This is a genomic window from Janthinobacterium sp. GW823-FHT03B06 (genome assembly GCF_058796955.1).
In genome coordinates, this window is record NZ_JBXAJE010000001.1 from 568,361 (window position 1) to 581,350 (window position 12,990).

The window sequence follows — 12,990 nt, forward strand, 5'->3', positions numbered from 1 at the left end:
GTCATACAAGGTAGAGAACGAACAATCCGAACCATCGAAAGGGTTTACATGGCTTTGCAGCACCGCACTTTGACAGCAGCACGCATGACGCTCCATCCCACCACCGGCGCCGTACGCGCCGCGCTGGTCTTGTTTCTCGCCGTGGGCGGCGCCGGCGCCACTTTGCCGCACATGGCGCTGGCGGCCGAGGCCAGCCAGGCAGCCAGCACACGCGACTACAGCATTCCCGCCGGCAGCCTGCGCGATGCGCTGGCCTCGTTTGCCATCGCCGCCGGCGTGAACCTGTCCACGCAGGGCGTGGCGCTCGACGGCCTGGTGACGCCGGGCTTGCAGGGCCGTTATGGCGTCGCGGCCGGCTTGCAAACGTTGCTGCAAGGCAGCGGCCTGGACGTGGTGGACGGCGGCAGCGGCAATTACCTGTTGCGCAAGATCAATACCAGCACGGCCGATGGCGGCCTGGCCAGCATGCCGGCCGTGGTCGTCAGCGCCGAGGCGGACCGCGCCACGGAAGGCACGGGTTTATATACGGCGCGCGCGATGTCGACGGCCACGGGCCTGAACCTGTCGCAACGGCACACGCCGCAAACGGTCAGCGTGATTTCGCGCCAGCAAATGGAAGATTTCGATTTGACCACCTTGCAGGACGTCGCGCGCGCCACGCCTGGCATCTATGGCAAGACGCAGGGCGTGTCCGACCAGGAAACCACGTATTTTGCGCGCGGTTTTGCCTTGAGCCACGTCAACGTCGATGGCTTGCCGCTCGATGTCACGGGTTTCAATGAACGCAACGTCTCGGCCGACATGCTGATGTACGACCGGGTGGAAGTGGTGCGCGGCGCCACGGGTTTGATGGAAGGGGCGGGCGCGCCGTCGGGCAGCATCAACATGATACGCAAGCGCCCCACGGCCACGCCCCTGCTGAACGCGTCCGCTCACCTTGGCAGCTGGAAGGACCGGCAATTGACGGTGGACGCCGGCAATGCCTTGAACGCCTCGGGCAGCGTGCGCGGGAGGGTGGCGGCCAGCTGGCGCGACAGCGACAGTTTCGTCGATGTGGTCAACAACACCAATGGCACCGTGTATGCGATCGTCGAAGCGGACCTGACGCCGTCCACCACGGCCGGCATCGGCTTTTCGCGCCAGCACAGCCGCACCGATGGCGTGTTTGTCGGCTTGCCGACGTTTGCCGACGGCCGCCACATGGACTTGCCGCGCTCGACCTTCCTGAACAATGCCGACTCGTTCCAGAAACGCGACAACAACGTCGTCTTCGCCGACCTGGAAACCAGGCTGGAGAAGGGCTGGCGCAGCCGCTTTGCCATCACGCGCATCGATGCCTCGTCCAGCACGCGCAACACCACCAACAGCCGCATCGATGGCGAGATCTATCGCCTCAGCCAGTCGGAAACGGGCTGGAAGTACAACACGGAACAGGTGGTGGCTGACTGGCGCCTGAGCGGCCCCGTCACCTGGTTCGGCCGCCAGCACGACCTCATCGTGGGCGCCAGCTACCGCCACGACGATTCGGATGCGGGCCAGAGCTGGGAGGGCGCCGGGACGCGCGTGATCGACATCCGCCAGTGGAATCCCCATGCCTATCGCATGAACGGCGCGCCGTTCGAGCCGTACAACTGGGGCCGCAAGACGGATGAGAAGGGAATTTATGCGGCCGGCAACTTCAGCCTGGCCGATCCGCTGCGCCTGGTGCTGGGCGGGCGCTTCGGCTGGTATGCGCAGGACGTGACGGGCTGGTATGCCAGCAACCCCACGTGGCGGCGCGGCCTGACGGAAAACGCGAAGTTTACGCCGTATGCGGGCCTCGTCTACGACCTGGACCAGCATCACTCCGTGTATGCGAGCGGCACGCAGATCTTCGAGCCGCAAAGCTCGTTGGACGTGCGCGGCAATACTTTGCCGCCGTTGAGCGGCACCAACCTGGAAGTGGGCGTCAAGGGCGAGTACTTCGGCGGCCGCCTCAATGCCGGCGGCGCCCTGTTCCGCATCAAGCAGAATAACCGCGCGATGGCCGATGAAGTCAATTGCCCCACGGGCGGCGCCATCTATTGCGCCCGCGCGGCGGGGCAGGTGCAGAGCGAAGGCGTCGATCTGCAACTCTCGGGCTCGCCTTTGCCGGGCTGGCAGATCGCCGGCGGCTACACCTATGTGCTGGCCAAATACACGAAAGACAGCGTGGCGGCGAACATCGGCCAGCGCATCGCCACGGATGAGCCGAAGCAATTGTTCAAGCTGTACACGACTGTGCAGCTGCGCGGCAGCCTGGCGCGCTGGAATCTGGGCGGCTCCGTGTACGCGCAGGACAAGATCTACCGCCGCGACACGGGCTACCTGACGCAACAGGGCGGCTACGCCATCGTCGGCTTGACGGCCGGCTACCGCCTGAGCGAGCAGGTGCAGCTGCGCGTCAGCGTCGACAACGTGCTGGACCGCCGCTACTACCAGGGCCTCGGCTATGCGTGGTCGGGCGGGCTGGAACGCTACGGCGCGCCGCGCAGCGTGCTGCTGTCCCTGAATTACAAGCTGTAGGGGTGACGCCAGCGGAGCGCGCCCGGCCGGGCGCCTCTGCTACACTGCCGCCGTCTTCACTTTTACACGGTTCCCATGTCCGCCACGCCTGTCCTCACGCCCCTGAAAAGCGCTTTCCAGCAATCGCGCGCCGAGAATAACATCGAGCTGATCCTGCCCGAACTGCTGGCCGCGCAATTGCACGTCGTGATCGGCGGGCAAAGCGAGCAGATCGACCTGTTCCTCGTGCCGTCGCCGAATCCCGAGCGCCAGTGCGTGACGGTGGCGGAAGACCCGGCCTTCCTGGCCGGCATCAATTTTCCCAAGATTCCCGTCACGGGCGCGCAACTGATCGCGTCGATTCCTCCCGAGATCGAGATCGTCATCCTGCACGGCGATGGTGCCAACTACCTGACGCGCGAACAGCTGGCGTGGTTCCGCGGCATGCTGGCGCCGACCGCTTGAGCGCAGCGCCGTCTCGCAAGCTCAAAGGGGCACCCGCCGAATGGATACGCTTTGCGCCGGCCGACGATGCAGGTTCCCAGGCAGCGATGATGGCCAATCTGCGTCCCGTGCTGTGGCGCAGCGTGCTGCTGGGCGGCTGCGCCCTGATACTCGCCTTTGTCCTGCAAGCCGTCTGGCGCGACGTGCCATACGCGGGCGATGCGGTGCTGCTGCTTCTGCCGGCGCTGGCCGCCTGGACCGTCTGCCTGGTCCTGCTGCCGGATCGCAATCTGTCCTTTGATGTCGAAATCAACGACGCCGGCCTGTTGCTGCGCCGGTTGGCGCGGCGTTTGCCCGGTCATGAGAAGACGCTGCAGCTGGAACTGCGGCAGATACGCGCGCTCGAGGTGGTCGCCTACGCGGGCGCGGTAACCGTCTACCGGGGCGGGCCACCGATGGCGCGCCTGGAGCTGTTGCTGCACACGACCCTCGACGACTGCCCGCTGATTCGCGTGATTGGCATGGATCTGCCCGTGCCGAAGCGCTGGTCCTTGCGGCAGATCAAGGACGAGTTGAGCCGCCGTTGCAAACTGGCCGGTATTCCTGTCGCCGTGCGGGCCGGTCCCACCTATCAGGAATCTGCCGCGATACGCGCGCAGTGGCCGCCAGGCTGAGCGGCCGGGAATTGTCGCATCAGGGCTGCGGAATATTTTTCTTTTGGCAACTATATTGCTGAAGTCCTATGAATATGTTCGCAAAGCAACTATACTCATCATTCTTTAAGAAATCATCGTCACGCTGGCGGCCAGATATCCGCGCCAGAGTTCGTACGCATTCCGCTTTTTCCCTCTGTAAAAAGCACCTTTCCCCCGCGCGGCAGGCGCGGGCGTGATGACCGAGCCTTGCCCTGATCGACTGCTGCCGTTGTCATTTTCGCTGTGTTGCCGCTTTGCTAAAAAGCCCGGCGCCGGCGCGCGGTGCGCCGTCATGTTTTGCGACGTCACGTTTCACTCTATTCGGTTCACGACAGTATGCTGAGTTCCATCTTTGCCGTATCGAACGATACCTTGCCGTACATCTATGGCACGCACAATGCCTGGCTGGTGTTGTTTTCTATCGGCATCGCCATTTTTGCCTCGTTCATGGCCCTGCAGATCGCCGGCATGGCGCGCAGCAGCGAGCGCGGCTTCCAGCGCCAGACGGCCATCATCACGGGCGCCATCGCGCTCGGCGGCGGCATCTGGTCGATGCACTTCATCGGCATGCTGGCCTTTGATATCTGCACGCGCGTGTCCTTCGCGCCCGGCCTGACCCTGCTGTCGATGCTTCCAGGCATGGCCGCTTCGTGGGTGGCGCTGCACCTGCTGGCGCGTCCGAGCATCAACTGGCGGCAATTGGTGGTCGGCGGCGTGCTCGTCGGAGCTGGGATCGGCTCCATGCATTACAGCGGCATGGCCGCCATGCAGACGTCGCTGGCCCTGCGCTACGAACCCTGGCTGTTTGTGCTCTCGCTGCTGGTGGCCGTCACCATGGCCATGCTGGCGCTGTGGGTGCGCTTCGGCCTGAACGCCATGCGCCAGCGCCTCAGTCCGCTGACATCCTTGCTGGTCAGCAGCGTGGTGATGGGCCTGGCCATTTCTGGCATGCACTACACGGGCATGCTGGCGGCGCGCTTTTCGGGCACGCCCACGGCAGGCGAGAACACGATTACGGTGCAAGCCTCGTTCGTCGCCCTGGCCGTGGCCCTGATTACCGTCACGCTGACCGTTTTTGTGGCCGCCGCGAATGGCTTGCTGCGCTACCGCCAGCTGCTGCGCCACGCCAGCGCCAGCGAATCGCGCCTGCGCGCCATCGTCGACACGGCGGCCGATGGCCTCATTACCATCGATGGCCAGGGCAAGGTGCGCTCCTTCAATCCCGCCGCGGAAAGCCTGTTCGGCTGGCGCGAAGCGGAGATCGTCGGGCGCGACGCCAGCGTGCTGCTGCAACCGGCCGACGCGGCCGAATACGAGGGCTATCTGCGCGACTATCTGGAAACGGGCGCTTCGCGCATCCTCGACAGCGGACGCGAACTCGATGGCTGCCACAAGGACGGCACCGTGCTGCCCATGCGCGTGGCGATCGGCAAGATCGATACGCCGGGCCAGCCCCTGTTCGTGGCGTTTGTCACGGACATGCGCTCGTCGCGCAGCATGGAGCAGGCGCTCAAGGACAGCGAGCGCCAGTACCGTACCCTGATCCGCAATATTCCCGGCGTGTCCTTCCACTGCAGCTTCGCGCCCGAATGGAAGATGATTTTCATCAGCGACGCCGTCTTCAACCTGACGGGCTGGACGCCGCAGGACTTCATCGAAGGGCGGGTCAGGCTGTTCGACCTCGTGCATCCGGACGACCGCCAGCGCGTCAACGACACCTGTGTGCAGGCGGCCGGCGAACAGCGCGACTTCGAGAACGTCTACCGCCTGATCCACCGCGACGGGCGCGAGCGCTGGGTGCGCGAAAGCAGCGGCCCCGTGCTCGACAACGACGGCGTGGTGCGCTGGATCGACGGCGTCATCCTCGACATCACGGAAAGCGAATTGCGCAACGCCGAATACGAAGGCAAGGTGACAGCCATCTCGCGCGCGACGGCCGTGGCGGAATTCGACCTGCAGGGGCGCATCCTGGCGGCCAATCAGAACTTCCTCGACCTGGTCGGCTACCAGCTCGACGACGTGCTGGGCCTGCACCACAGCATCTTCTGCGAACCCGCCCACGTGACCTCGCCCGACTACATCGCGTTCTGGCAGCACCTGGCGGGCGGCGAATTCAATACGGGCGAGTACAAGCGCATCGGCAAGGATGGCCGCGAAGTGTGGATACAGGCTTCGTACAATCCGATCTTCAACACGGACGGCAAGCCGTTCAAGGTGGTCAAGCTGGCCACCGACGTGAGCGAGCGGCGCGCCATGCAGGAAAACCTGCGCGCGGCGAAAGACCGCGCAGAGCTGGCCGCCGAATCGAAGACCAGCTTCCTGGCCAACATGAGCCATGAAATCCGCACGCCGATGAACGCCATCATCGGCTTTACGGAAGTGCTGCTGGGGACGGCCCTGGACAGCCTGCAGCGCCGCCACCTGGGCACCGTGCGCCAGTCGGCCCGTTCGCTGCTCGAACTGCTCAACGACATCCTCGACACGGCCAAGCTGGAAAAGGGCGCCACCGAGCTGGAACTGGTGGACTTCTCGCTGCCCGACCTGGTCGACCACGTGGCCGCCTCCCTGCGCGTCACGGCGCACGCGCGCGACCTGGTGCTGCATGTCGACGTCGATCCCGGCATGGGCCAGTTCTTCCTCGGCGACGCGCGCCGGGTGCAGCAGGTGCTGACGAATCTGATCGGCAACGCCGTCAAGTTCACGGAAGTAGGCCATGTGCGCGTGGCCGTCGGCATGCAGGGCGAGCAAGTGCATATCGCCGTGCACGACACGGGCATCGGCATTCCGGCCGACCGCCTGGACAAGATATTCGCCCCATTCACGCAAGCCGATTCCTCGATGAGCCGCCGCTTTGGCGGCACGGGCCTGGGCACGACGATTTCGCTGCAGCTGGTCGAGCTGATGGGTGGCACCATCACGGTGGAAAGCACCCTGGGCGTGGGCAGCGTGTTCCACGTGCTGCTGCCGCTGGCGCCGGGCAAGGCCGTGGCGCGCCGCAGCGAGCAGCCCGTGGCGGCCTTGCCGCCGCTGCGCATCCTGGCGGCAGACGACGTGCCGCAGAACGTGGAGCTGCTCTTGATCAGCCTGGGCGCGGCGGGCCACCAGGTGATCGCCGCCAGCGATGGCGAGAGCGCCGTGCGCGAGTTCAGCAAGGGCAGCTTCGACATCGTCCTGATGGACGTGCAGATGCCGCGCATGGATGGCCTGGAAGCGACGCGCCTGATCCGCGTGTACGAGCGCGAGCAGGGCCTGAAGGCGACGCCCATCATCGCCCTGACGGCCAGCGTGCTGGAACAGGACCGCCGCGCCGCGCAGACGGCGGGCATGAACGGCTTTGCCTCGAAGCCGCTGGAAATGCACAAGCTGACGGCGGAAATCGCGCGCCTGCTCGATATCGCCGTGGCCATGCCGCCGCCGGCCGCCGGCGCGGCGGCGCGCGTGGCCGCCGGCCAGGTCGACTGGCAGCGCGGCATCGCCCTGTGGGGCGGCCGCGAAGCCTTGCAGCGGGCGATCGGCCGCTTCGTGCAGGCCAATGGCGACTGCGCCGCCATGCTGGCGGCGGAACTGGAACGCGGCGGCGGCAGCGTGGCCGGCCACCTGCTGCACCGTATCAAGGGCGCGGCGGGCAATTTGTGCCTGGTGCAGGTCGAAAGCCTGCTGGGACGCATCGAACAAGCGATCGCGCGCCAGCTGCCGGCCACCGAATTGCTGGTGCAGCTGGCCGCCGCCTTCATGGCGCTGGCCGGCGAACTGGAAGAGGTAAATATGCCGGCCGTGGCCATGGGCGCGACGCCCGCCGGCGCGCCCCTCGATGCGCCAGCTGCAGGCGTCTTGCTGCGGCAAGCCATCGCCAGCCTGGAGGGCGGGCAGCTCGACGACGCCCTGATGGCGCAGATCGCCGCCATCCTGGCGCCGCATGGCCAGCAGCAGCGCCTGCAGGCGCTGGCCAGCGCCATCGACGACTTTGAATTTGCGCGCGCCGTGGGCGTGCTGCGCCAGCTGCTGGCGTGGCTCGAGGCTCCTGCGCCTGCCGACCTTTCCTGATACTGGACTGACGATGACCTTACACGAAGACAAACCGATCCTGCTGCTCGTTGACGACGAAGCGACGAATCTGCAGGTGCTGCGCCAGATCCTGCAGGACGATTACCGCCTGCTGTACGCCAAGGATGGCGAGAAGGCGCTGGAACTGGCGCAGAACAACCCCGTCGAACTGATCCTGCTCGACATCATGATGCCGGCCATGACGGGCTATGAAGTGTGCCGCCAGCTGAAAGCCATGCCGGTCACTGCCGCGATTCCCGTCATTTTCGTCACCGCCCTGTGCGACGTGAAGGACGAGGCGGACGGCTTCGACGCGGGCGCCGTCGACTACATCACCAAGCCCGTCAGCCCGCCCATCGTGCGCGCCCGCGTGCGCACGCACTTGTCGCTGGTGGACGCCGAGGAATTGCGCCGCTCGCGCCTGCAGGTGATCCAGACCCTGGGCCAGGCGGCCGAATACAAGGATAACGAGACGGGCATGCACGTCATCCGCATGAGCTATTACGCGCGCCAGCTGGCACTGGCGGCCGGCTACAGCGCGGCCAGGGCGGAAGATTTATTGAATGCGGCACCGATGCACGACGTGGGCAAGATCGGCATCCCCGACGCCATCCTGCAAAAGCCGGGCAAGCTCGATGCGGAAGAATGGAAAGTCATGCGCCGCCACGCGGAAATCGGCGCGGCCATCATCGGCGAGCACGCGGGCGGACTGCTGAAAATGGCGCGCACCATCGCCCTGACGCACCACGAGAAATGGGATGGCAGTGGCTATCCGCAAGGCCTCAAAGGCGAAGAAATCCCGCATGAAGGCCGCATCGTCGCCATCGCCGACGTCTTCGACGCGCTCACCAGCGAGCGCCCGTACAAGCGCGCCTGGACGGTGCCGGACGCGATCGCCACCATGCAGCGCGACAGCGGCACGCATTTCGATCCCGCGCTGCTGGCGCTGTTCATCGAGCAGCTGCCGGCCATGCTGGAGATCAAGGACAAGTGGCGCGAGCCGGCGTAGGGAGCATCTGCTCAGGGCGGATCCACGCGCAGGCGGTCGTCCAGCAGGCGCGCATGTGCTTCAGTGCTGCCGAATTGCACATGGGCGCATGTCATGCTTGTGCCCAAGGCTGCCATGTGGCGAGAGGATATTGCATAGGCAAGTTTGCCGGGTTGTCGCCGCGATGGATACACGAAACCATGAATCGCGCCTGCCTCCTGCGCAATGATCTGATCCAGCTGCCAGCCCAGCCATTGGCACCAGCCGTGGTCGGGACTGCGCAATTGATCGTAGATACCCAGCCGGCTGGCGGCCAGCCCGGTCAGATCAAGCAATTGCAGCGGGGCGCTGAACGACAGTGTGGCGATCAGGGCCAGTTCCGCACCATGCGCGATATAAAAGGTGCCCGGACGCGTCACGTCGTTACGGCAAAGCTGGGCTTCCCAGGCCGCCGTATAGGCATCGTCCGCAAGATACGCCCAGTGATAGGGGAAGCCGGCCGCATCTGCCAGTTCGGCGGGTGGGCCGAAGCGGTAGGTGCGCTGGACTTTCAATGGCCAGATCGATGCCATTTCCACGCCGCGCGCACCACGGCCTGGCCTGCTGGATGGGTGATGATATGACTCAATAATTCAGCGCGCAGCAATGCCAGCGCCGGCAGGCGCGTGATCATTTCTGGCGGGATGGGCGTTAGTTCACACGTCATGCGGGGCTAGCCTACGATATCGGCCATGCCCCTATGCGGCCACTTCGCCGCCGCCAGCACCTTGCGCAATCTCTCGCTGGCTGGCAGATCCAGCAGCGCCTGCTGACTGGGATGCACTTCGGCCCGCGTTTCGAACGATTTGCCTGCAAGCAGCTCTGCCGGCGACAGTTCGTTGAGTTCGTCTGCGCTGCTGACCCAGAAGGCATGAATGTCACTGCCGGGCTGGCCGGCGAGAATGGCGAGCACGGGCGCGATCAGTTCCGGCACGGGCTGGACAAATTGCCACGCCGGAAACTCCTTGCCGATACTGCGCCCCTTGGGTGTCACGCAATAAAACCGCTGGCTTTCCACGGCGCGATACAGCGACGCTTGCGACAGTTCCACCCATCCTTGCCCAATGACATCGGACACCTTGAGTTTTGACACGGGAAGTTGCAGCGGTATCGATGGCGGGGTGGCGCGCAGAGAGGCGCGCGCCGCATCGAGCGCGCGCGTGGCCAGGTCGATCAGGCGCTCGCGCTCGGGACCTTGCGCCAATAGGTCGAGCTGTGCGCTCACCAATTGCGAGAATTGTTCCACTACCCGCAGGTCGTTGTCGGTCCATTCCCGGCGCGCGGGCGCCAGAGTGTCGTGATGCAGATGCGCTGTCATGTTCGCTCCTCGGGTATATGCGCCAGGCGTCTTACACACAAGATTATCATGTTTCGCAACTTTATCAAGCGAAAAGCGCATCTTTTCTGCATCAGGCAGCGCTGTATATCAGGGCAAGCTGTCCGGCAGCCGCAAGATCCGCCGTATCTCCAGAATCGCCTGCGGGCTTTCCTGCACGCTGTGCCACGAGGGGATGACTTTTTCCGACAGCGCGCCGTCGAGGTGGGCGCTGGCGTAGGGCACCACGCCATCGCTCGATTCGGCCAGCGGCAGGTCCGGCGTGTCGTTGCCCATGATGGAGTAGTAGCGCACTTTCGGGCTGATGGGCAGGTCCGCCACCAGGCGCACGAACGGGTCCTTGTCGCTGAGGTTATCGATGCTGTTGGGGATGCGCAGCGGCTCGCTGCTGCCCGTGTCGAGCTGCGCCAGGCTGCCGGCCGCGTCGGACAGCTGGTCGAGCATGGTGATGGGCAAGGTGACGAGATTGGCGATCCAGCGCGCCACCTTGTGGTTGGCGAACGAGGTGCCGCGGTGCGGCGCGGCGATGAAGATGGCGCGGTTGACCTGCGGCATGGCCGTGAAATTGAGGTAGGGCGCCAGTCCGGCGCGCATTTTTTCCGCCTTCTTGCCCTTCAAATTGTATTCTTCCGTGATGGCGTCGAGCAGGGTGTTGCTGGCGTCGGACACCATCAGGCGCGCCAGCACGCCGCCCATGCTGTGGCCGATCAAGACCATCTCGTTCGCGGCATCCGCCTTGCCAGCCGGGTCGAACTGGGCCAGCGTCGCGGTCAGCGCCTTGCGGATGGCGGCGTTATTGGCCGCCAGCGGCGCATTGCTCGGATAGTACACTTGCCAGATCTGGTAGCGGCGGCGCAGCTGTTCGTCGCCCATCAGTTCATTCGCCACGTTGATCCACGCTTCCGGGCTGCTGGCCAGGCCGTGCAGCATGACGATGGTGCGCTTGTTCGGGTCGTAGGGCTGCATCAGGTGCACCTGCGGGCGCGAAATGCCGTCGGCGCGGCCGAACAGGGTGCGCAGCGCCTGCACGCCGAAGCCGGAGCGGGCCAGCCACAGGCCATAGCCGGCCGTGAAGTTGGCTGCCACGGGCAGTTCCTGGCCTGCCATGCGCGTCGATTCGCTGCGCGTCGGGTCGACCAGCATCACCAGCAGCTGCTGCGTGGCCAGGACTTCCTGCAGGCTGTTGCCGTCGAAGCGGATCAGCGCCGTGACGACGGGGAAGCGGGTTTCCTGAAACGGTGCGTTGCCCGCTTGCGCGGGCTTGGGCATGACGGCCACCAGGTCGGCGCCGAAGCCGTCGCGCCGGTATACATTGCGCAGGCCGGAAAACGTCAGCGAGGTGGCCGGCAGCAGTTCTTCCGGCAGGGTGCCGTCTGCGGGCAGCCGCAGGGCAGACAGTTCGCTGTCGATCTGCCAGCCGGCGACGCGGATCACATGGCCGTCCGGGCGGTATTCGCCGCGGTGGCGGAACAGGTTGCCGACGGCCTTTTGCACGGCATAGTTATAGTAGTCGCGGATCTGCGTCTGGCGTTCCTCGAAGGCGCGCTGGCCCGGCGTGCGCGTCGTGTAGAACAGGTAGGCGTAGGCGTAGCGGGCCGATTCCAGCCACGCGGCCAGCAGCTCGGCGCTGGGGTGGCCGCCCTGTTTTTCTTCGGCCAGGGCGCTTTCCAGCCATAATTCGGAGAGGGTTGCCAGGCGCTGTTCGTCGCTGAGCAGCTCGGAGCGGGCCAGGTCGGCGCGACAGCTGCCCGTATTGGCTTCGCAGGCGGCGATGTCGCTGCCGATGATGCGCAGCACTTCGCTGGCCGAGGCGCTGAGTTTGCCCGTGGTGAGGATGTCGCCGCGCCGCTGCTGCAGGTAGTCGGCCGGCGAAATGGCGCTGACGGTGACGGCGGCGCAGCCGCTCAGCAGCGCCGCGGCACAGAGCAGGGCGCCCAGGCGCAAGCGCCGCATCAGCGTGGCCGGCATCTCAGAACGAGTAGACCAGGGTCAGCGAGGTTTGCGTATCCGTGTTCTTCTTGTCGTCCGGTACGCGCGTATCGTTGCGGGCGCTGAAGGCGGCCTTCATCTGCATGGTGCCGTTGATCTTCGTGCTGAGGGCCGTTTCGGCGATCGAGTGGGTGTTCGAGGTGCCCCGTTCCACGCTGACCGTCTGCGTAAACATGGCCGACTGGCTGATCTTCCACTTCATGGCGGCCGCGCCGCGCACCGTCAGGCCGTGTTCCGATTCGCCCGCGTCATTGGTGCCGCTGAAATAGCCAGGACCGAATTCCACGTCGACGCTCTTGTCGCTGGACTGGTACCAGCGCGAGCCGTGACCGACGGCCAGGGTCGAGTACTTGGTGTAGGCGCCGAACTTGTCGTTCACGTGCGAGGCCAGCACGAACAGTTTTTCATGGTCGGCCATCAGCTTGTAGGCGGCCTTGGCGGAGGCGGAAAAGCGTTCGGCCGAGCGTTCGCGGATCTTTTGTCCTTCGTCGTTCGTCGTTTCGTCTTCCTTGAAGTAGCCGCTGAAGATGTACTGGTTGCTCCAGTCGTCGAGTTCCTGGCGCGCGTCGATCTTGCCCGTGACGGAGGTGCCCACCGTGTTGCCTGAGGTGGTGATGGCGCCCAGTTCGGCGGAAGTGCTCCAGCTGCCGATGGGGATTTCATCGAACAGCATGCTTTGTTTGGTGTCTGCTGCGGCGGCGTTGCCGCAAGTGATGGCCATGGCCAGCGCCAGTGCGAGAGAGTGGGTCGATTTCATGGCTGTAGTGGTCTGTGGCGCGCGCCAGGCGCGCCTGATGTTCGTTAGTGGCAGTGGTGGCGATGCTGGCCGCGGCAAGCCGGGAAGCGCCGATAAAACATGCGCGCGCGGGCGCGGCCAAACATTGTCGAGGCTGTATTGTACCCGACCCCGTCAACGTTCGCCGCACGCCCCG

10 protein-coding genes are annotated in these 12,990 nt (G+C 65.2%); 5 read left to right on the forward strand and 5 right to left on the reverse strand.

All coding sequences use genetic code 11. The features are described from left to right. Positions 1–84 precede the first annotated feature (84 nt). The 3 genes from AC1RBA_RS02605 to AC1RBA_RS02615 all read left to right on the forward strand — a co-directional run bounded on the left by AC1RBA_RS02605 (position 85) and on the right by AC1RBA_RS02615 (position 3,641). Positions 85–2,544: a TonB-dependent siderophore receptor gene (locus AC1RBA_RS02605; protein ID WP_492416416.1), complete on the forward strand. Its 2,460-nt coding sequence runs from the start codon at positions 85–87 to the stop codon at positions 2,542–2,544. 75 nt (positions 2,545–2,619) lie between these two features. Then, complete coding sequence (locus AC1RBA_RS02610; RefSeq protein WP_070291444.1) at positions 2,620–2,988, forward strand: hypothetical protein; 369 nt, start codon at positions 2,620–2,622, stop codon at positions 2,986–2,988. Further along, positions 2,985–3,641, forward strand: coding sequence for a hypothetical protein (locus tag AC1RBA_RS02615; RefSeq protein ID WP_492416418.1), 657 nt, complete (start codon positions 2,985–2,987; stop codon positions 3,639–3,641). The genes AC1RBA_RS02610 and AC1RBA_RS02615 overlap by 4 nt, the downstream gene beginning before the upstream one ends. A gap of 105 nt (positions 3,642–3,746) precedes the next feature. On the opposite strand, the gene AC1RBA_RS02620 is transcribed toward AC1RBA_RS02615, so the two are convergent. Further along, positions 3,747–3,971 carry a hypothetical protein gene (locus AC1RBA_RS02620; protein ID WP_492416420.1) on the reverse strand — a complete coding sequence of 75 codons (225 nt, stop codon included), beginning with the start codon at positions 3,969–3,971 and terminating at the stop codon, positions 3,747–3,749. Positions 3,972–3,998: 27 nt separating this feature from the next. Between AC1RBA_RS02620 and AC1RBA_RS02625 the strand changes: the two genes are divergently transcribed. After that, positions 3,999–7,706: a PAS domain S-box protein gene (locus AC1RBA_RS02625; RefSeq protein WP_492416422.1), complete on the forward strand. Its 3,708-nt coding sequence runs from the start codon at positions 3,999–4,001 to the stop codon at positions 7,704–7,706. Between the two features lie 13 nt (positions 7,707–7,719). Continuing rightward, positions 7,720–8,715 carry a response regulator gene (locus AC1RBA_RS02630; RefSeq protein WP_492416423.1) on the forward strand — a complete coding sequence of 332 codons (996 nt, stop codon included), beginning with the start codon at positions 7,720–7,722 and terminating at the stop codon, positions 8,713–8,715. Positions 8,716–8,726: 11 nt separating this feature from the next. Here AC1RBA_RS02630 and AC1RBA_RS02635 read toward each other — a convergent pair whose 3' ends face one another. The 4 genes from AC1RBA_RS02635 to AC1RBA_RS02650 all read right to left on the reverse strand — a co-directional run bounded on the left by AC1RBA_RS02635 (position 8,727) and on the right by AC1RBA_RS02650 (position 12,815). Continuing rightward, a complete protein-coding gene (locus AC1RBA_RS02635; protein WP_492416425.1) occupies positions 8,727–9,266 on the reverse strand; it encodes an RES family NAD+ phosphorylase in 540 nt (179 codons plus the stop codon). A gap of 140 nt (positions 9,267–9,406) precedes the next feature. Next, positions 9,407–10,051, reverse strand: coding sequence for a hypothetical protein (locus tag AC1RBA_RS02640; protein WP_492416426.1), 645 nt, complete (start codon positions 10,049–10,051; stop codon positions 9,407–9,409). A gap of 108 nt (positions 10,052–10,159) precedes the next feature. After that, complete coding sequence (locus tag AC1RBA_RS02645) at positions 10,160–12,037, reverse strand: esterase/lipase family protein (protein ID WP_409028602.1); 1,878 nt, start codon at positions 12,035–12,037, stop codon at positions 10,160–10,162. A 1-nt stretch (position 12,038) separates the two neighbouring features. Then, positions 12,039–12,815, reverse strand: coding sequence for a DUF481 domain-containing protein (locus tag AC1RBA_RS02650; RefSeq protein ID WP_070218454.1), 777 nt, complete (start codon positions 12,813–12,815; stop codon positions 12,039–12,041). Positions 12,816–12,990 lie beyond the last annotated feature (175 nt).